The sequence below is a fragment of the Clostridium swellfunianum genome (assembly GCF_023656515.1).
GTDB classification, from domain to species: Bacteria; Bacillota; Clostridia; order Clostridiales; family Clostridiaceae; genus Clostridium_AT; species Clostridium_AT swellfunianum.
The window spans coordinates 3,363,986-3,385,314 of the sequence record NZ_JAMOFV010000006.1 but is presented as its reverse complement, the minus strand read 5'-3'; the positions used below and the strand labels follow the sequence as shown (position 1 = coordinate 3,385,314).

Genomic DNA, 21,329 nt, shown 5'->3' with positions numbered 1-21,329 from the left:
CTATTTCTATAATTTTTTATTTTTTATGGCTGCCTCTTGTATCGGCCAATCAGTATAGCAAAGATCGAACAACATTAGTCCATTAGAATTGTTTAAAGCAGCTTGAAACACTTCTCTCTGAACCTCAGCATCAGGTATCTCCGTTAGTGCCATGCCAGCATAAATAGGAAGCTCGCCATTAGTAATTATATTGCCTAAGGTTATATATTTATTAATCTCTTTAGCAGTATCATAATAAGTTCCAATCATTATAAAGTCTAAGAGGTCTATATACCCAGTTTCAGCATACTTCTCTGTATAAAGGCTGTCCTCTGGAAAGGCTAATCTACTATCATATTTAAAACTAGGGCTTGCCCAATTAATTCCGTTTTGATAGAGATATTCATACCATGATCCAACATAAGCTGATAAAAATATGTTTCTATTTTTATCCTTTGAGTATCTGTCAACAAGATCTCTAACCTTTGCTGCAAATTCTTTAATCAGTGAAGATCGGAACATCCACCAGTAGTCGTATAAGCAGCCTTTATTAAGACTTCCATCTGACTCAACCTTATAAACATCTCCTGGCCAGTTCTGAAGCTTCATATTCTTTGAATTTAAAAACGTCTCAAATTTTTCTCTTGTTATCTTGCTAAAATCTGCATACATATTGTCATATCTGCATCTATCTAAGTTAACCCCATCTACATCGTAGTTTTTAAGCACTTCTTCGAATCTCTTCAATTGAAGCTCTTGAACTTCATCATTAGCAGGATTTACAAAGCTTAAAATCTTCTTATCAAAGCAGCTCTTTGAAAGTGGAAGTAAAGCTCCTTTATCTTCAGGTCTTTGAACTATTTCCTCCCACTCAGGATGTTCTTTTAAGAATGCTGACTCATCCAAAATGATATTACCTTCAACAAAAACATTTATGCTTGCAAATACTTTCATGTTAAGCTTATGAGCAATGGCTATAAACTCTTCCAAAAGATCAAACTCTGTACTTACACCTGTTTTTTTAGGATGCTTGATTTCACTTATATATGGAGAATTTGACAGTTCATTCTTTTTATAAGATACGAAGCCTTCAGGACCTTTAATATCTATACCAAAAGCAGTTATACCGGACTTTTTAGCAGTAAGCATCATTTTTTCAATATCTTGGACAGCTTTGAAATCCTTTGCATTTGGAAACTGTTCAACCCATAGTACCACTTCCTTCTCTGGGAAGTCCTTTGTTTTTCTGTAGACAACTATGCTTTCTTTTACTTTTTCAGTATTATCCTCATAGAGTACAACATCTATAAAATTTGTTCCTTCAGCAAGCTTAAGCTCCTGTTTAAAAGAAAATTGTGTATCTAAATTTATTTCTTTATTGTTTACTCTTAAATGATAACTTTTATCGTATTTTATATTTTTTAAACAGCCGCTGATTATTGTACTATTTTCTTGTACAGTATAGATTTTTTCATTGATAAATTCCATTATTAGTGGTTCTTCTGTTATTTTCTCACTCAAAACATTCTTATTAGATTCTTCTTCATTGTTTACTCTTCCATTTATTACATCCTTTAGTTCTTTCACAGCTAACCTCCTTGTAATCCTCTTAATATTATGTCTATTGCATTATTTTTGGAATTACTTTTCTTAATATATATTTTAACAGAAACTTTTCTCCTTTTATTTAACATAAGCTGCCTTTTTATTTGTCATTTTAGGTGGTTTTTAAATTAAAAAAGGGAGTCTTTTAGACTCCCTACACATTACGCTTTCTTTTAATTAGAGTTGATAGACCCAAAATTATAGCTGTGCAACCAAATATTATTAGTAAATTAAAATCAACTTGATGCCCTGTTTGAGGTAAATTATTTGTTTTTTCTACAGTTCCTTCGCCGCTTTGAGGCTTTTGTATATCTTCTGTCTGTTCATTTCCAGTTTGGTTTGGTTTATCTTCTTTGGGCGTTTCAGTTTTTGGATCTTCAGTCTTAGGTTGTTCTTCTTGATTTTCCTCTGTCTTCGAAAGGATTTCTTCTTTATCTACTACTGCATACATAGTGAAGTGGCTGGTTTCTCCAATAACTAATCCACTAACAGCATCATACTTAGAGTTTTCAATAACAATCCATTTATTATTTACTTCATCTAAATAAGCAAGTACTAAATTAGAGGTATTATCCATGTTAGCTAATGGCTTAATAGCTATAGAAATTGGCTTTTTAAATTCAAAAGACTTTTGATTATCTATTTTAAACTCAAAAATATCAGACTTCAAGCCTTTAGGAAATTTTTCTATGCCATCTTTAACTGCCTGAATACTCAATTTCTTTTCTCCATCTATAGCAGACTTTGGAACTATAACTTCAGCTCTGCTGTTGCTGCTATTTCCTATAGATACTACCTTTGTCTCTTCTGTATTTTTTAATGTAACCCCTTCTTGTTCTCTATAAATTTTTATGCTTTTTTCATTAGTCTTTTTTCCATCTACAAATACTTCAAGCTTTATAATATTTTCGCCTTCCACTAGTTCTACTTCACCAGAATAGTTGCAGTTGTTAGTTATTATAGCCTGCTCATTATTAATCTTTACTTCTGCTTTACCAAAGCCTAACACCTCGACAATTCCATTTATAGCAAGCTTGCTGCTTGATGTCTTTACCCCTTCATAATCAAGATAACCTTTAAGTATTGCTGCTCTTACATCATCGCCAATGTTATAATTATTTGCCAAAAGCTGTCTTAAGGTTTTAACACCCGATTTATCCTGAGTTGAGATTACATAACCGCCTTGTGGTATTTTAGTGTCATTTTTAATTTTGCCAGCATCAGCTGTCCACGACCAGTTTATAGCTGTTTTTTGATTTGCCGTTTCAACTACCTTACCCTGACTGTCAACAGCCACCTCAACGCCATATACACCCGTACCTGTTGTATCCTTGCCAAGGCCTTCATTATAAATAACTATAGTATCTTCATTTCTATTTATGTTAATATCAGCAGCCTCTATAAAGTTTGAGCCATCCTTTGGGTTGCTTATTCCCAGCTGAAAATCTTTGATATACTTCTTATCCTTTATAGCAGCTTTCTGTATTGGCCAGTTTGTATAACATAGATCAAACAGCATCAGCCCACTCGAATTAGTTAAAGCTGTCTGAAAAACTTCTCTTTGAACAGCTGGTTCTGGTATATCTGGAAGTGACATCCCAGCGTATATAGGGAGCTCCCCGTTAGTTATAATGTTTCCTAAGGTAATATACTTATTTACTTCTTTAGAAGTTTTATAATAGGTTCCAATCATTATAAAATCCAAATTATCGATATACCCAGTCTTTTGATAATCTTCAGTATATATATCATCCTCTGGAAGAGCTAATCTTTTATCATACTTAAAATCTGGACTTGCCCAGTTTATACCGTTTTGATAAAGACTTTCATACCATGAGCCAACATAAGCTGATAGTGTAAGCTTTTTACCCTTCTTTGCTGAATAATCATTAACTAACCCTCTAACCTTGCTCGAAAAATCCTTTATTACTCCTGAACGGAAGGCCCACCATTCATTGTAATATTTTCCTTTTACAATAGTTCCTTCTGAGTTTATTTTAAATGCATCACCCGGCCAAGCTTCTAAAGTCTTACCTCTTTCTTGTAAGTATTTCTGAAATTTAACTTTACTAATTTCGCTAAAATCAGCATATAGATTGTCGTATCTTCCCCTGTCTAAGTTTATACCATCAACATCATAGTTTTTCAGTATTTCCTCAAAGCGCTTCAATTGAAACTTTTGTACTTCATCATTTGCAGGATTGACAAAAGTTAATAATTTATTAGAATAGCTGCTCTTTGAAATTGGAAGAAGCTGACCTTTATCTTCCGGTCTTTGCACTATTTCTTCCCATTCTGGATGATTTGCTAGCACTGCTGATTCCCCGATTTCTATGTTTCCTTCTGTGAACACGTTTATGCTTGCATAAACCTTCATCCCATATTTGTGAGCAATTCGTACATACTCATCTAATAAATCCAAATCAGGATTTGATCCCTTCTTTTTATCACTTTTCATTTCACTTACATAGGGCGACTTTGACAAATCACTTTTCTTGTATGAAACAAAACCTTCTGGTCCCTTAGCATCAATTCCAAAAGCAGTTACCCCTGCATCTTTTGCTTTTAGAATCATTTTCTCTATGTCATCAACAGTTTGAAAAGATTTTGAGTTAGGGCTTTGCTCTATCCAAAGCACTACTTCCTTATTATTGTTTTCATTTGATTTATTGTAAACTATGATAGATTTCTTTATTTTCTCTAAATCGTTTTCATAAAGGACAATATCTATGTAATTTACCCCTTCTTTGAGCTTAACTTCTAAATTGAAGGTTAAATCATTGTTCATCGCAGTTTCTTGATTATTTATCTTCAATTTATATGCTTGTCCTAATTTTAAATTAGATAATTTTCCTTTTATAGAAGTTGTACCTGAAGTTACTGTATACATCTGCTCATTATCTATTGTCATGTCTATCTCTGGAGCACCAACCTGTGAGGTAAGCTGATCTATAGTAAAAACCTGATCGTTCAATCTTAATTTTACTATGTCTCCCTCCTTAAAGTTTTCAGCTAAAAATTTCTTATAGCCTCTTGTAGCATAGCTATCATCAGAAGCTATAAGAACATATCCACCTTGCAATATTTCAATATTGGCCGACTGATTAAAAGCTGGCTTTGCTCCCAGAGATGGTGCTTTGTTTATAACTTTCCTAACTGTGTTTGTACTGTCAATCTGTACGGCAACCCAATTTGTCTTGGTTATTCCTGTTACCGTTCCATACTTACTGGATAAAAGTGCAATAAAATTATCCTTACCTGTACTCACGTCCACATCAAAATAATTAATTTCTTTTTTAGGACCTTGTACATTAAGGCTGGGATCCAAACTTGCTGCCTCAATCTCAAGCTTTCCTTGCAAGCTACCATTATTTATTGCATGTGTCTTTGCAGGAAAAGCGGCGAGCATTAAGAAACCAGTAAGCGCAATACTAAGAATTTTTTTGATTTTTCTCATGGTTCTCCTCCTCATTAATAAATTTTAGGATTAATATTTTCATAACTTTATAAATTTGAAAATATTATCCATAATTTGAATTATATCAGAATTTTTTCTCCATTTATTTAACACAAACTGCTTTTTATTTAACATTTGGAGGAATTTTAATATCAAAAAAACCTTAGCTTATTTACTAAGGTTTCTGATGGTAGTTGGAGCAGCCCCATATTTATCTTTTATAGCTCTGCTAAAGGAATATAAAGATTTATAATTTAATTTAGCAGCTATATCTGATATAGACATCCCACTATCTTTTAGCAGCTTAAAAGCTCTTTCCAGTCGCTTATTATCATAATAGCTTTTCACACTAATACCCATATGCTTTGAAAACAAATGAGAAATATATGAACTGCTATACCCAAATTCCGATGCTATGTCCTCTACTCTTATACTTTTTTCAAAATTTGTATCTATATAACTTATTATCCTATCAAGCAGTTTTTCTTTAATCTCATATTCCGTGAAACTAAGTTTGTTACTTTCTTTAAAATTTCTGCAAGTTGTTATTAGTATTTCCATTAAGCAATTTTTTACCAAATACTTCGAATACTCGTCACCACTAATAAATTCCTTATAAGCCTTTGTAAAGCTCTCCTGGATACTTGTTTTCTCAATTGCTATTGGATGCTTTAAATTATCCAATACGTTTTTTATACTAGCAAGCAGCTCCTGTTCTTCTTCCTCTGAGTCTGAAAACAAAAAACCTAGATAAAAGAATCTAAATGGTTCTATTGCATCTGCTTCACCTTCATGCATGTCTCCAGGTTTGTTGATGATAATATCACCTTTTTTTACTTCATACTGTTTGTCATTAACATAAAACTTTCCTTTTCCAGAGTAAATATAAGTTATTTCATAAACTATTTGCTTGTGCTTCTTTAAATAGTAGCCACTATCACAAAATAAATCTCCTATTTGATAAAGCATTAGTCCGCCGAACTTAGTTGGAGATAAAAAAAATTGCTTGTCAAGATGATACTTTTTTAAAGTTCTTTTGGATTTTTCCATACTACTTTTCACCCTGTTCTAAATATTTAATATATCCAATAAAGGCCTTTCTAGTCCTTCCGCAATTCTTGAGAAACCCAAATCGGTTGGATGAATTCCATCTACTGTACACTCTTCAAAATCCTGTCCCAGCAACGCCTCTCCATCATAAAAATATATATAAGAGTCTCCCATTGATTTATACTTTTCTACTGTATTTTTCTGAATGGCTTTTCTTTCTGTGCGTGCTTTACTTATTTCTTCATCATATCTGTCCATTGCATATGAAATTCTTGATACTACTAATATAGGTACCTTTGGATGGACTTCCCTATATATTCTAATAAATTCTGGTAAAGTTTTTCCTAATAAATCAGTGCTTATGCAATTAGGCTCATAATCTAAAACCAAGCATGCAGGATTCTCTATAGACGCTATAAGTTTTGCCATCTCTGGTTCCCCTTTTCCATTACCTGAGAAGCCTAAATTTATAACCTCCATGTTCAGCTTCCTGCTTAGTATGTTGGTGTAAGCCATTCCCGGCCTTGAAGCACAGCCTCCTTGAGTAATTGAAGTACCATAAAAAAGAATCTTTTTGTCAGACTTATAGTTGAAGGGAGCCTGAACCTCAGCAGAAGCCTCTATACCGACTTGAATCTGCTCCACTCCTTGATATAGTGGAAAATTAATAATTATATTTTTCCACAGCTTGTCTTTCATTTTGAAAAATGTATATTCATATTCGGTTTTTGTGTGGTCAAATTTTGTTGTACCGCAGTAATAAACCTTTTCATCAGTCCCTGCATATATGTCAAAGCCGCATTGACCTGTTGCCGTCATATGAACCATATTGGCAGCTCCTAAAAGCTTAACCTTGACTGCAACGGAGCTGCTATTAGTTCTAAATCTAATCTGCCCGCCTGCAGTGCAATTTGCTAATATATCAACTTCCTCGGATAATTTATACATCGGCTTTTTAGGCAGTCTTCTGTAGCATTTATCTTGTGAAAACCATAGAAAACCAGATAATTTAAAAGGGCTTTCTGTTGGCATAATCCATTTAAAATTATCAATTAAGTCCTCAATAATCATGTTTTTATCAATTTCTTGTACATTAATCTCTCTGTTACTCATATTTCCTCCACCTATAACAATTTTATATCATTCCACCATCAACAGTTATTATTTGACCTGTTATATATTTTGCGGCATCGCTAGCTAAAAATACCACAAGCTTTCCAACATCTTCGCCTGTTCCAAACCTCATCATTGGTATATCTTGTACAAGAGTTTCTCTTTCAGCTTCTGAAAGCCATGCATTCATTTCTGTATCAATAACTCCGGGAGCTATTGCATTAATTCTTATATTAGATGGGCCTAATTCCTTCGCTAAAGCCTTTGTAAAGCTGTTTACAGCACCCTTGGCTGCTGAGTAAATAACCTCACAAGAGGCTCCTGTACTGCCCCATATAGATGATATGTTTATTATGCTTCCTTTATTGATCTTAAGCATATATTTTAAAGCACAGTGAGAGCAGTTAATTATCCCTTTTATATCTACATCTATAAGTTCATTCCATTCATGTTCGACCATATCTATAAAAAGCCCTACCTTAGATATGCCCGCATTATTAACTAGTATATCTATTTTCCCAAGCTTATTTGCAGTTTCATCAATTATCCTTTTCGCTTCCTCATATACGCTTACATCGCCTTTAACAATTATGCCAAAACCGCCTCTTTCCTTTATCAAATCAAGCGTCTCTTTAGCCCCTTCTTCATTTTTATTAAAATTAATAGCTACTGCCGATCCTGCACCAGAAAGTTCAAGAGCAATAGTTCTTCCTATACCTCTAGAAGCTCCTGTTACTAAAGCTACCTTACCACTTAAATCTATTTTCATCTTTATCCCTCGTATTAATGAATATAATAATTTGATTTTACCATAATTCAGCATCAAATCAAATTTACATTTTTTCATGAAATAAATATGACAGTTCTTCAGTAATATCTGATGATCTGTCATATTATATTTATTCAGAAAGGAGCCTTTTTTCTCCTTGTATCTCCTGAATTGGTTTTATGTTTTGTGTTACCTCTACAGTTCCTAAATAATCTCCATTCTCGTCTCTAACCGCAAAGTATCTTATATAAACATACATGGGTCCCATTTTAATCCAGAAATCCTCCTGTTGCTTTTCTCCCGACTTAAAATCTTCCAGCATTTTTTCTACAATATGAACACTGGCAGGTGGATGGCAATTTTGTACACTCCTTCCTATAACAGCCTTTGTCCTTGCAAATATTCTTTCAGATGATTGTGAAAAATACTTAACTATATCATTCTTATCTATAAAGGTAATATCAAAAGGAAGTGTGTTTAAAACATAAGTAAGCTCCTTAATACTTAGATAACCTGTTGGAAGTTTAACGTATCCTTCAATATCACTAATATTCATAGTCTCCCTTTTTTCCTTTATTAGGCTTGCTCTCTTAGGCTTCCATTTTTCTTGAGGGGATATTAAACAGTATCCTATTTCTTCACTCTCCTCCATTATAGTAATCCACTCATCTTCTGTTAGAGTTTCTAAACACATAGGAAGCAATATGCTCTCTTCTTTAAATATCATTTCCTTTATTCTATTTAGTGTTTCCTCAAGCTTGCTTTTCACGTCAGCCTTATTTCCTTTATAGTTATGAAGTTGCTTCTTAACTTCCTTTATTGCATTTCTAATCTCATCATCAACACCCCACATAACTTTAGGTGGAGCAGTTATCCCATACTTTTCAAGATACGGGAAAATTAGATTTTCCTTTCTTGAATAATGTTTATCAATATCTAAAAGTAAATTTATATTGCTTAAAAGTTTATAAACATTATCTTTGCTATCATCGTTATAAAATCTATCTAGATCTGATTTTATAGATTCATCAATAAGCCTTTCAAGTTCTCTATTTTCGAGTTTTAAAGTATGTATTGGATGCCCTAGCATTTCTTCTGGACCTTTTTCATCATTTTTATGAATTTCCTCTATGCTTCCTTTGAAGACAGCAGCATGTACATCACACAGTCTCTGAACCTCTTCTATCGGCATCCCTTCCATAATAAGTGCCTGTTCCATTTCAGATATCTCAGAAGGTGCAATTCCTTCTATTAACTTTGCGAACCGTTCCCTAACTTGGTCAACACTTTTACCTTCATGAAGTTCCATAATAAGTTCTTTTAAAACGTTTTGTCTGTATTCCCTATTATTTATAATTTCGCTCATAAACACTCCTCATCTTTCTAATTTATCCTTTATAATTGCTAGCTTATAAATATACCTATAAAACTTTGAGACAATATTATTAAAAGTTTTCCTGCTTTTGCTTGTATATATACATTATAATTACATAATTTTAAAAATAAGCCGTAACTATCTGTTACGGCTTACCCAATCATTTATCTACCTGTACCTGTTCCACCTGTTGTTCCACCCATAGTTCCTCCGTTTGTACCCGCTCCTGTACCTGCTCCAGTTCCACCTGTAGTACCTCCAGTAGTAGTTCCTGTTGTACCAGTTGTTCTAGCTTTATCTAAAGCTCTTCGTACAGCTAGTTTCCAATTCCTACCTTCACTTGTATCAAATTCATTTAGTGCCACATCAGCTGTTTGTTGGTCTATTATTCTTCTGGCAAGTTCAGTTCTTTCTCTATCATAGGTTCCTGCTGTACCTGCATTTCCGTAACCAGCCGTTCTACCTGTCATACCTATATTATTCTGAGTTGCGTCATATCCGGTATTCCCTCTAGGCGAGCCTACTAAATCAGAACTCATACCTGCATCTGCTCCACCAGTTGTAATACCGGGCGTATTATAGTATTTTGCTCCCGGGTTTCCTGCTGTATTATCAGTACTTCCCACCATTCCAGTTGTTCTTCCAGGTGCAATATTCCCAGATAAGTCTCTGCCTTGTGCATCAACAGTTCTAAGTGTTACATCTGTTATTCTTCCACCAGAAATAACAACTGTTGCTGTTTGATTCCCATTCGCTCCTTTATCTCCTTGACCTGTATATATTCCATCCCTATACATTCCTTGAGTCGTTCCTATATTATTAGTTCCATATCCTGTTCTAGTTCCTTGTGTAGTACCCTGATTTGTACCTTGGTACATTCCAGTATTTCTGTTTCTGTATCCTGTAGTTCTGTTAGCGCATCCTGAAACAGAGCTAACTACCAAAACACTCATAACAATAGCTGCAACCTTTTTCATATATCTACGCCTCCACTTCGATTAAAAATATATAAATTTAAAACAGTTACATTATTAAATTAACCTAAGCAGAAGCTATTTATACTGAGTTGATTTAGTAAAATACTATATAAGTGCCAAAATATAAGATAATACTATAAAAAAGTAACTAAATAAGTATTTTTAATAAAAAATTAATGTTTTTACGTTTGTAACCTTTTTACCATTAGCGTATAATATTTATGATAGAGCAAAGGAGTAATCGAAATGTTGAATTTTAAACCATTAAATCTTGAGGATAAAATAACTTTTGATAAATATCTAAAACCATATACCTTTTCAACCTGTGAATATTCTTTTACAAATCTATTCATATGGAGAAAAGGTCTAGACGTGCAGTATTGCATAATCAATGATGTGCTTATAATTAAGAAGATGGACTTTCATGGCTATTATCACTTTATGCAGCCTATTGGTTACAGAAAAGAAAATCTTAAAGAAATTATTGAAGTGTTAATGAGTTATCAAAAGGAACATGAAATGAATTATTTGTTTAAGGATGCAGAAACTTCCTTTGTCCATGATGTTAAAGAAATCTTTGGAGATAAATTTATAATTGAAGAAGACAGAGATAATTCTGATTATATTTATGACAGTTCAAAACTTAGTTCACTTTCTGGTAAAAAACTTCACGGCAAAAAAAATCATTATAACAACTTTATTAAAAATAATACTTACCATACTGAACTAATTAATGAACAAAACATAGAAGACTGTCTAAAAGCTGCCTGCGAATGGTGCAAGCAGAATGACTGCAAAGGATATCTAAAATATGAATTAAAAGCAATTCAAGAACTTTTAACCAATAGCAATAAGCTTGATTTTATAGGCATGGCTGTATATGTAAATGATATATTATCAGCTTTTACTATAGGAGAAAAAGTAAATGATGATATGGCTATTATACACATTGAAAAAGCTTCCGCAAACATAAATGGACTTTATGCTTTTGTTAATAAAACCTTTGTAGAGACTTGCTTTAGTGATATTCCTTTTATTAATCGTGAACAAGACTTAGGCAAGGAAGGACTTAGAAAAGCAAAGCTTTCTTATTATCCTGTTAAATTAGAACCAAAATACTCTATATATTAAAAGCCTGAATTTTCTTCAGGCTTTTTTATTATAAAAATTTATTTAAGTTTAGCAATAAGAAACATAGTTTTCATTCCTAAGCCTGTAAATTTACTTTCGTATTCTGTCACAATATTGTGTTGAAAATCACTATTATGAAGATCATAGGTTAAATATTCAACTTCAAATGAACTTTCCTTAAAGTATTCAATAGACTCTTCAAATAAACCTATATCATCTGTTTTGAACCAAATCTCTCCTCCTGGTCTTAAAAATTGTTTGTAATTAGCTAAGAATCCACTATGTGTGAGTCTTCTTTTTTTATGCCTATCCTTTGGCCATGGATTACAAAAGTTTATATAAATCTTACTAATCTCATCCTTGCCAAAAACACCTTCAATCAGTTGAATGTTTAGAGGTACTACCCTAACATTCTCTATTTCTTCTTCTATGATTCCTCTAAGAGTGTATATCAATATCTCATCTTTTAAATCTATAGCAACATAATTTTTATTAGGATTTTGCTTAGATTTTTCACGTATAAATCTTCCTCTTCCACATCCAAGCTCTAGATTTATTTCATTATCATTGCCAAAAACTTCACTCCATCTTCCTGCATAATCTCTAGGATTAGTTATAAAAAAAGAGCTACTTTCCAGTTCTGGTCTTGCCCACCACTTTTTCCTTAGTCTCATTTGTCTGCCTCCTGTTTCTTAGTCAATTGCCTGGGTAATTAAATAAGATCTGCTAGCTTGAACATAAGTCTGCTTACAAAACCTGCTGGTACTCCAATTATTATCCCAGCTAACGGAGTAGCTAAAAACACAATCATTATTATAAACTGATATCTGTAAACCTGCTCTGCAAACTTATAAAAGAACTTTGGGAAAAGATCTCTTAAAATATGAAAGCCATCAAATCCAGGTATTGGAATAAGATTTAATACAAACAAAGCACAATTTATAGTAACCGAATATACCAAAATCATTGAAATTATCCACTGCATAGATGAATAACCTCCATTAGCTACTGTAAATTTTGAAAAAATACCATAAATCAATGCAGATAAAATAGCAACAATTAAGTTTGCTACAGGACCTGCAAGAGTTACTTTTAGGTCATCCTTATAGTACCTTTTAAAAGCACTTGGATTTACTTGAACTGGCTTAGCCCAGCCAAAACCAAATATCAGAATCATTATGAATCCTATTGGATCAATATGGACTAAAGGATTCAATGTAAGTCTTCCTTGAAACCTTGGTGTTTTATCTCCTAATCTATCTGCTGTTATTGCATGCGCATATTCATGGAACGTAAGTCCAACAAGTATCCCTGGAATTAACAGAAGAGTCTTCAATATATCAAATCTCAATTTTATCCCTCCATCTAATAATAACTGAACATTTATTACTATTATATCAAATAATTCTCTAATTGAAAGAAGAAAATAGAGCAGAGAGTATCTCTGCTCTATTTTTCAAAATTTACCTTAACAAGCTTTCCATTAGATATAGCAGCTATACCACCTTTATATATCTGCAAAAACTTGCCAGTATATTTAGTTTCCTTACCCGTATTTATATTTGTAACTATGCCCTTTAGATTATCATTTACATAAATATCACCCTCTAGTGATACATGTATATCTTTTTTATCTACTTGGTTTTTAAGTTCTATAGTTTTCCATTTATCTGTAGCTTCCTTGACCAAACCATAGTAAATTTTACTAACCTTAGTTCCTTCTAGCTGACCTACATATAATTTATTTTCATCATCAGTAGCGATTAGCGCTATTTTGGCAACCCCTTTAATAGTTATAGGTTTATTTATACCAGTAACATATACTTTGCCATAAACTCCATCTTCATAAGCGAGTCTTGCCTCGTGAGTAAAAGTTAGTACATCTCCTGTTGAAACACTGTATAATCTCAGTTTTTCAATCTGTGACATAACATTCATAGAGTATACGCTATTTTTATTTCCTTTATGATCTATCTTAATGTAAATCATATTAGTTAAGGTTGACATTACAATATCCTGTACCTCTGACTGCTTATCTGGAAGATTAATAACATTTGTTTTCCCCTTGCTATCAACACTTATATCCTTTTTCTTATCCTTTTGAACATCATAGTTTGAAAAAGACAGCGTGTCCCCTTTAGACGTAGTTTTTTTCTCAGCAATTATCATTGCATTTATATCAGGAAGCCATTTATAGAATGATACTTTTTCATCCTTTTCAAAGGATACTTGTTTCTTTGTTCCATCAACAGTATTAACTACCTCCAAATTGTCACTATCATAATAAGCAACAAATTTTCCATCGAAAGAAGTACTTACATGGGTTGCTTTACTAGGAATATTTATTTCAATGTTCTTTACAATAGGAGTAGCAGTCGGTGTTTCAATCTTTTTAGTTTTAAAATCTGTTTCAGTCACAAAGTAAAACTTGTCCAAATATAGAAGTACTGATGACTGTAAAACGAGAGATACAATAATCCAAGCACTTATTCTTTTAAATCTTTTCATCCTTATCCCCCTTTATTTCTCTACATAAACAGCCGTTGCAACAGCTCTTTCGCCAAGAGGATCGCTTGGCTCATTTATTACTTCTCCGTTATAGTACATTGTTGAAGAAGAACCCCCATCTAGGTTTGTGGCATTCCATGCACCATGCTTAAGAAGTATTTCTTGAATCTCCTGCAGGCTTGCCCCTAGCTTAAGTCCCTGTCTTCCATCAGCAACCACTAATATTATAGTTCCATCTTGTTTTTGTCCAATAGCCGTTCTAGGATTTGGTCCTGGATCTAAGCCCTTTTGGGGTTTCCCATTAACTATTAATGGAGGTCCAAAAGAAATAGCCTCAGTGACTCCTTCTTTTTTCAAATCATCCAGGCTTTTTTCTCCAACTACCAATAGTCCGTCTTTAGTAATGGCCATGATACTAGTCTTTGTTTTATCACCTAAGTCATTATGAATTACTCTACTATTAGAAATGACTAAGCCAGTTGGATAAGCTCCTGTTCCAGCCCAAAGTTGTCCATCTGCTGATTTGTCAGTAAACCCGCCGCCATTAATTGCTGCTATTGCATCTCTATCCTCAGCCATTTGACTTGTCCTTTGACCTTCTTTTCCAAGTTTCTTTGTAGAAGCAACCTTAATTCTTGTAGGATCTTTAATCTCAAGTACATATGCATCGAATCTTTTACCGCTTACATCATATCTTTCAATAGAATCATCATGCTTTTTAGGTATCTTTATATCACTAGTATGCTGTTGTTCTGAGCTTACGTTTATCCATCCACTTAAATTGCTTGAGTCTCTGTCAAGAATTTTATCTATCCGCTTGTCCGATAAAAATGCTGTAGCAAAATACTGATGAGTTCGTGTTTGCATAATAGCACTTACCATAGATTTCTTTACATTTTCAAAAGGCCCATAATAAAGCATAAAAGGACCAGTTATAGCTGTAAATACAAATTCAAATATAATAAAACCTGTAAAAAACCTCCATGAAAATTTCTTTTTCTTTTGTGGACTAGTTGTTCTCTCATCTAATTTATTTTTAGAAGTCATATTCCACCATCCTCTATTATTGCGATTTTTAAACCATATATAATTCGATAGGATTTTCACATACTTAGACACAATAGATATTCTACTATAAAACCAATATATTTTAAATAGTATTTATAAGTATTTACAGGTAAAACTATGTTTTTTATGCAAAACAGGAGGCACATCAAGTGTGCCTCCTGTCTTATAATCTTCTTGAAGACTCATAAGCTAATGGGGATCTTTCGCACTCATCATACTTTAAAGTAACCTGGCAGCATAATTCACTACCTTTCATCTTCTCGGCTGCATAGCATAGTCCATTCGATCTTGAATCTAAAAACGCATGGTCTATCTGGTCTGGATCACCTATCAAAATAAGTTTTGTTCCTTCACCCACTCTTGTTATAATCGCCTTTACCTGCTTTGGTGAAAGATTTTGAGCTTCATCTATTATAACCCAGTTCTTGACTATAGATCTTCCTCTTAAATAAGCTACAGCTTCGGTTGTAATTATCTTCCTATCAAATAATTCTCTAACTTTGTCATCAAGTTCTTTTTCGTTTTTATATCTTTCTCTTTCATCTGAATCTACTAAGATTTGAAGATTATCAAATATTGGTCTCATAAAAGGAGATATCTTTTCTTGTTCTGTACCTGGAAGATAACCTATTTCTTCATCCATAGTCACATTAGGCCGGCAAACTAAAATTCTCCTATATTGTCCTGTATTTTCCTCCATTACCTTTTGAAGACCGACAGCTAGTGAAAAAAGTGTTTTAGCTGTTCCTGCAGGACCTTTAATTACAACAAGAGGTACTTTATCAGCATCCATACAGAGGGCTTCAATCATAAATTTTTGACCTACATTTCTTGGTGTTATTCCTAGTGGGCTTGAATCTTTAAAAATAAGAGGTACTACAATCTTTCCATCAAATCTTCCTAGCGCTGTTTTTCTTTGATTTTCAGTAGAATGTATAATAAGAAACTGATTAATATACAGCGTTGGAGATAAATATTCATCTAATTCATTAGAATAATATAAGAGATCTTTAACCTCAAGACACTTTTTTTGATAAAACTCGTCCAGTTTTTCTGAAGAAGTATAGACATCAATTCTTCCAGTATACTGACTTTCATATTCTGGAACCATCTTTTCATAAAAGTCTTCAGAGTCTATGTCAACTGTATCTGCCTTAATTCTCTCAAATATATCCTTTGTAACTAGGCATACATCCTCCCCTTGCTCTTTAAGGCCCTTACAAACCTGTATAATCCTATTATCAGGCTTTTGTCTGTTCCAAAGTGGCGGTATTTCGGTATCAAAGTGATTCATTTCAACTCTAAATTTTCCTCCACCAGTAAGTTCAATTCCTTTATTTAATTTTCCCTGCTTTCTCAGCTTATCTATAATTCTTGCTGCATGTCTTGCATTAGAACCTAAATCACTTTTATCCTTTTTAAAGGAATCAAGTTCCTCGAGTACCACCTCTGGAATAACCACGTCATTTTCTCCAAAGGAAAATATGGCGTTTGGTGAATATAGGATAACATTTGTGTCTAAAACATAGGTTCTTCTCAAAATAATGTCCCCCTTTTCCTAGCTTATTAATATTCAGTATTGAGAAAAAACTTTATTATTAATATAATATGACTATAGAACACAAATGTATTATTAAAATTTTACTAGTTAATAAAGTGTTTATTTATTGAATAGGTTTTCTTTGACAATAAATAATTTTTATTATATAATATAATCAATTATATAACAAGGATGGTGCATATGAATAACTTATCTGAAGTTTTTAAAGACAAAAAACTTAAACTTACCCCTCAACGTATAGCAGTGTACAAATATTTAAAATCAACAAACGAACATCCTTCTGCAGAGGTTATATATAAAGCTCTTCAGCCAGATTATCCAACTATGAGTCTTGCTACAGTTTATAAAGCACTTAAAACTCTAGTAGAAGTAGATTTAGTCCAAGAACTAAATGTAGGTGAAGGAAACTTTAGATATGATGGTAAAGTGTGTCCTCACTCTCATATACAGTGTCTTAGCTGCGGAAAGGTAGATGACATTGAAGGATTTTGTTTATCTGATTTGAATGATTCTATCAAAGATCATACTGACTATGAAGTTATGACAAATCAAGTTTACTTCTATGGTTTATGTAAAGAATGTAAAAACAATATTGATAACCTTCATGAAGATTAAATCTAGTAAATATAAAAGGATATGTTAAACCTCAGTTTGGTTTTAACATATCCTTTCTTTTATTTACTGGCTTCATCCACAATTTCATGCCACTCTTTTCCACTATACTTACCACTTAATATAGCATCTATTTTGCTAGATATTACACCTTGATATTTTTGAGGAAGGCTATAAACGTATACTATGTTGTCGTCTCCTGCCCCCATAAGATGCTTCGATATACTTGCTCCCAGACCAGAAAGTTTTTCATCACTTTTTTTGTTGCCTGTAACGTATCCTTTTTTTGTTAATTTCTCTTGAGTATCATCGCTAATAACAAATTTTATAAACTTTCCTGCTGCTTCTTGATTCTTACCATTTGTAGGAACGCAAAGAATGCTATTCATTATTATTGGAACATTTCCTGTCTTATTAGGTGTTATTGTATAGTTTTCTACCAAATTTACTTTTCCATTACTTAAAGTTTCACTGTAGTAAGAAGTACTAATTAATATTGGAATTGTCCCATTTGCAAGTGCATTTATAGTAGAATCATTGCCAAGCTCAAAAATATTTTTATTTAATTGAGTTTCCTTTACTATAGTATTTATATCATCAAATATTCTCTGCATATCCTTAATATTCTTATATGCCTCTTTATTATTATAAGCTGCATCCAACTGTGAAAGCTTTACGGTATTACTAGCAACAATTGCAGATAGCGCAGTATTTATGTCTAAGTCCTCTGGAAGCACCACAGGGATTCTTATGTTACTGCTTGATAGTTTTTTTATTACCACTGCCATTTCTTTGATGTTTGTAGGAGCTGCTATACCAAGCTTGCTTAAGGCCTCACTATTATAAAAAACTTCCATTGTATATGGCATTATACCTATGCCGTAGTACTTTTCTCCTACTCTTCCATAAGATGACACTATTTTATGAAATTTATCTCCTATCTTATTTCTTTCATATTGCTGAGCCATATCTGCAATAAGACCTTTTTGAGCAAGCTCCATCATTGTGTTTCTAGAAGTAAAGATTAAATCTGCCTCAGTGCCCTTGCTTATATCTTCAAATACATTATTTCCTCCACCTAAAACATCATTAACCTTTATTTTAAATTGAGGATTTTCCTTTTTGTATTCTTCCGTTAAATACTTAATTATGTTTAAGGAATTTTTATCTTTAATATCAACATAAATGTTTAGATTTTTATCTTTGCTCTCCTCTGAGTTTTTACTCTTATTCTTGCAGGCTGAAAGGGTTATACAAATAAATAAGCTTATCATTACTGCTAAAATTTTTTTAGTTTTCACTTCTCACCCTCCCTTCAATAAACATATAATATTCTAATAGTTTAGGTTTACAACGTTTCTATAATTTTATCCAGCCTTGATATCCGTTCACTATCTTCCTTAATTATCTTTTCTATATCTGGTTTTAAGCTTTCACTGAACTCTGAAAGATATTCCTTGCTATATTTTGCAGCCATAAACTCACCCTTGCGAATTTCTTTAAGTATAGACTTAGGATTATTCTTAAAAATTAATCTTGCAGCTGTCATAACTTCAGTCATTTTCCCTTGTAAACCTATTTCACTGCTTACTTCTATGTCTCTAGAGGACATTATATTTTCAAGTCTGCTTTTATGTCTTATGTGTTCTTGTCTAAATTTTTCTATTTCTCTCTTATACTGCCCCTTGGGAAGCTTGCTTATATATTTTTCATATAAATTTATCCCCATATTCTCTCCTCTTAGCATTTTTGTTAAAAACATCTCATCATTATTCATAAATAATTATCCTCCCTTATAAAATATTTATAAAATCTCTAATTTTATTTTGTGTAAATTAATTAAATATATAATTCCTTCATATAATTAAATGGAGGTGATTTATATGAAATTTAGGGTAATATTTCTAAAGAAAAAACATATTTACTATTCTGTTTTAGTTACCATTATTTTAATCCTTTCACTTATTCTTCTACTGACAAGAAAATCCTCACCGACCTTTAACACTTTGGTGGATAATAACAAACTTCTCCAAAGCGACTTAACTGGGGATGGAAAAAAGGATATCCTTTATATTAAAACAGAAAAGGACAAGTACTACATGGAAGTAAACACAGGAGAAAAAAGCTTGCTTTTGGAGCCGGACAAAAAACTGCCCACAGTTGGTATATATGATGTTAGCAATCCATTGAAAGTTACATTAATGGACATCACAAGGGACAAAACGCCTGAAATTTTCGTACAAGCATCACAAAAGGAAACTCCATTACAGCATGTATTCATGTGGAGTGAAGGAAAGTTTAAAGATATATTTTGTGCTTCAAACAGCATTATTGGTTTCTCTGACTGCACAAACAATAAAACTCCTAGATTTATGACTGGAAAGCTAACTTCAAACAAAATCGAGCTCTCGACTTTCATGTATATGCATGATGTAAGTAAGCTTGAGAATGTTGTATTCAACTATAAGGATAATTACATGGGTAAAGACAGCATTTTTTCCTTTATCAAATACATAGAAGCTCTTCCTGGAAGTGAACCAAATAAACCGGCTAATATCTTTTATCCTGGTTTAAGCGGACAAGATATTTCTGTCATTGGAAAAATTGCAGGAGAAAATAATACCTATGCATTCCAAAACTGTATATTCAGAGATAGCAAATCCGATAAAAATGGTGATACCTCAGAAATTACATGGACTTTAAACTTTAAAGGAATATCTAATTTAAATAAAGATAAAATTAAGAATTATTCTTTAAATGTTTTACTAAAGCCTAATGGGAAAGCAGAGGAAAATAATTATTTTAAAATTTATTCTATAACCCTAGATTAATAAAAATTTTAAAAACAAAAGGGACCGTGGTTAGCGGTCCCAAGGGGGATGGGGGGTTCTAGCATTAAATGAAAGTGTGATGCTTTCATTATATGCTTTGGAGATTTTATCTCCAATTTACATTATTAATATTGACCAATTGAAGATATTTTATTCATATAAAAACACATTTTTCTAATTTTTTATCATATTTTTTATAAATATTATTAATTATCATAAATCCAGCTTTATTCAAATATTTTTTGTGCAGATGGGCAAAACCTTTACGGCTACTTTAATATTCATACGCCACAGTTTAACCTTCAAGTTATGGAATATAAGTAAGTTTCAAGTAATATAATAGCTTTGAAAATACTTGCTAAAAATGGGGGGTACATATGTTTAATGAAAAAGAAAAAAATCTGAACAAGATTGAAACATTAATAGGAGAGAAATGTTTAATTAATGGCTCGCTCTCAGGTGAAGGCTTGATAAAAATAGATGGCACTGTTGATGGTGATATACTTTGGCAAGATGAGATTGTATTGGGTAAAAACTCTTCATGCAGAAGTAATATAAGTTGCAAAAGTGCTTTTATAAATGGAAAAGTAGAGGGTAATGTTATTTGTGACAATTCGTTAACCATAGAATCAAGTGGGAGAATTTCAGGTGACATTACAGTTAAAAACCTAATAATAAAAGAGGGAGGCTCCTTCGATGGTAAATGTACCATGATTACAACTAAAAATGCCTCCGAAGTACTTGAGTAAAAATAAGGAGAACCTTTTTCAGGTTCTCCTTTTCGGTTTATATTACACTATCTTTTGCATGGGTTGCAGCAGGAAAGATAGAATAGAGCTATGATGAATAATATGCTGTTATCTACTGTTCCAAAGTATCCCAGATTTCCAACTCCGTCAGCATTGTTTGCACCGTATAAGCCGTGTCTGTTGAACTGAAGGATTATAAGGATAAGAATTACTAGAGTTGGGAAACTGCAGCAGCAATTGCTGAGACCTTTTTCATCATAACAATACCCGTGTCTGTGCTTTCTACTCATATGAAACCCCCCTTTCTTGGGCAATGGTTTAGCGTAATCTATTCTTAAACTTTTGTTTTTTAAACGATGAAAGTTTATTGAAACAGCTTAATTCTCTTGTATCTTGGGATATATGGATTTGCTGTTTCTTTTGGGCTTTGTATTTCATTCGTTTATACTACATAATATTCTGTTGTAAAATTTTTTGTGCTATTAGGCTCCTCAGTTTTTTATAAATTTTATTTTAAGTATACATCTAATTTTTAGTTTATGAA

Annotated in this window: 19 protein-coding genes; 4 read left to right on the top strand and 15 right to left on the bottom strand. The window is 32.6% G+C overall.

What is annotated here, in order from left to right; translation table 11 throughout:
* Positions 1–6: 6 nt before the first annotated feature.
* The 7 genes from NBE98_RS15950 to NBE98_RS15920 all read right to left on the bottom strand — a co-directional run bounded on the left by NBE98_RS15950 (position 7) and on the right by NBE98_RS15920 (position 10,325).
* On the bottom strand, positions 7–1,566 hold the full coding sequence (locus NBE98_RS15950; RefSeq protein ID WP_250816008.1) for a family 10 glycosylhydrolase: 1,560 nt from the start codon (positions 1,564–1,566) through the stop codon (positions 7–9).
* Positions 1,567–1,738: 172 nt separating this feature from the next.
* Positions 1,739–5,041: a family 10 glycosylhydrolase gene (locus NBE98_RS15945; RefSeq protein ID WP_250816007.1), complete on the bottom strand. Its 3,303-nt coding sequence runs from the start codon at positions 5,039–5,041 to the stop codon at positions 1,739–1,741.
* A 168-nt stretch (positions 5,042–5,209) separates the two neighbouring features.
* Positions 5,210–6,091, bottom strand: a complete 882-nt coding sequence (locus NBE98_RS15940; RefSeq protein WP_250816006.1) for an AraC family transcriptional regulator — start codon at positions 6,089–6,091, stop codon at positions 5,210–5,212.
* Positions 6,092–6,109: 18 nt separating this feature from the next.
* The gene (locus NBE98_RS15935; RefSeq protein WP_250816005.1) at positions 6,110–7,204 is read right to left on the bottom strand and encodes an SGNH/GDSL hydrolase family protein; all 1,095 of its coding nucleotides are present in this window, start codon (positions 7,202–7,204) and stop codon (positions 6,110–6,112) included.
* Between the two features lie 22 nt (positions 7,205–7,226).
* A complete protein-coding gene (ymfI, locus tag NBE98_RS15930) occupies positions 7,227–7,973 on the bottom strand; it encodes an elongation factor P 5-aminopentanone reductase (protein WP_250816004.1) in 747 nt (248 codons plus the stop codon).
* A 130-nt stretch (positions 7,974–8,103) separates the two neighbouring features.
* Positions 8,104–9,339 (bottom strand): DUF438 domain-containing protein, encoded by a 1,236-nt coding sequence (locus tag NBE98_RS15925; RefSeq protein ID WP_250816003.1) that lies wholly within the window; start codon positions 9,337–9,339, stop codon positions 8,104–8,106.
* 173 nt (positions 9,340–9,512) lie between these two features.
* Entirely contained in the window at positions 9,513–10,325 is an 813-nt protein-coding gene (locus NBE98_RS15920; protein WP_250816002.1) for a hypothetical protein, read from the bottom strand.
* 246 nt (positions 10,326–10,571) lie between these two features.
* On the opposite strand from NBE98_RS15920, the gene NBE98_RS15915 reads away from it, so the two are divergent.
* Positions 10,572–11,456: a DUF2156 domain-containing protein gene (locus NBE98_RS15915; protein WP_250816001.1), complete on the top strand. Its 885-nt coding sequence runs from the start codon at positions 10,572–10,574 to the stop codon at positions 11,454–11,456.
* 38 nt (positions 11,457–11,494) lie between these two features.
* Here NBE98_RS15915 and trmB read toward each other — a convergent pair whose 3' ends face one another.
* From trmB to NBE98_RS15890, 5 genes are all read right to left on the bottom strand, one after another.
* Positions 11,495–12,130 carry a tRNA (guanosine(46)-N7)-methyltransferase TrmB gene (gene trmB, locus NBE98_RS15910; protein ID WP_250816000.1) on the bottom strand — a complete coding sequence of 212 codons (636 nt, stop codon included), beginning with the start codon at positions 12,128–12,130 and terminating at the stop codon, positions 11,495–11,497.
* Positions 12,131–12,168: 38 nt separating this feature from the next.
* A complete protein-coding gene (locus NBE98_RS15905) occupies positions 12,169–12,807 on the bottom strand; it encodes a site-2 protease family protein (protein WP_250815999.1) in 639 nt (212 codons plus the stop codon).
* Positions 12,808–12,905: 98 nt separating this feature from the next.
* Entirely contained in the window at positions 12,906–13,964 is a 1,059-nt protein-coding gene (locus tag NBE98_RS15900; protein ID WP_250815998.1) for a hypothetical protein, read from the bottom strand.
* A 12-nt stretch (positions 13,965–13,976) separates the two neighbouring features.
* A complete protein-coding gene (locus NBE98_RS15895; protein ID WP_250815997.1) occupies positions 13,977–15,011 on the bottom strand; it encodes a phosphodiester glycosidase family protein in 1,035 nt (344 codons plus the stop codon).
* A 184-nt stretch (positions 15,012–15,195) separates the two neighbouring features.
* Positions 15,196–16,572, bottom strand: a complete 1,377-nt coding sequence (locus NBE98_RS15890; protein ID WP_250815996.1) for a PhoH family protein — start codon at positions 16,570–16,572, stop codon at positions 15,196–15,198.
* A gap of 201 nt (positions 16,573–16,773) precedes the next feature.
* Here NBE98_RS15890 and perR point away from each other — a divergent pair, with 201 nt between their 5' ends.
* Positions 16,774–17,208: a transcriptional regulator PerR gene (gene perR, locus NBE98_RS15885; RefSeq protein WP_250815995.1), complete on the top strand. Its 435-nt coding sequence runs from the start codon at positions 16,774–16,776 to the stop codon at positions 17,206–17,208.
* A 59-nt stretch (positions 17,209–17,267) separates the two neighbouring features.
* Here perR and NBE98_RS15880 read toward each other — a convergent pair whose 3' ends face one another.
* Entirely contained in the window at positions 17,268–18,506 is a 1,239-nt protein-coding gene (locus NBE98_RS15880; RefSeq protein ID WP_250815994.1) for an ABC transporter substrate-binding protein, read from the bottom strand.
* A 47-nt stretch (positions 18,507–18,553) separates the two neighbouring features.
* Entirely contained in the window at positions 18,554–18,982 is a 429-nt protein-coding gene (locus tag NBE98_RS15875; RefSeq protein ID WP_250815993.1) for a ferritin-like domain-containing protein, read from the bottom strand.
* Between the two features lie 106 nt (positions 18,983–19,088).
* Here NBE98_RS15875 and NBE98_RS15870 point away from each other — a divergent pair, with 106 nt between their 5' ends.
* Entirely contained in the window at positions 19,089–20,036 is a 948-nt protein-coding gene (locus tag NBE98_RS15870; RefSeq protein ID WP_250815992.1) for an FG-GAP repeat domain-containing protein, read from the top strand.
* Between the two features lie 377 nt (positions 20,037–20,413).
* On the top strand, positions 20,414–20,785 hold the full coding sequence (locus NBE98_RS15865; protein WP_250815991.1) for a bactofilin family protein: 372 nt from the start codon (positions 20,414–20,416) through the stop codon (positions 20,783–20,785).
* Between the two features lie 47 nt (positions 20,786–20,832).
* Here NBE98_RS15865 and NBE98_RS15860 read toward each other — a convergent pair whose 3' ends face one another.
* A complete protein-coding gene (locus tag NBE98_RS15860; protein ID WP_250815990.1) occupies positions 20,833–21,075 on the bottom strand; it encodes a hypothetical protein in 243 nt (80 codons plus the stop codon).
* Positions 21,076–21,329 lie beyond the last annotated feature (254 nt).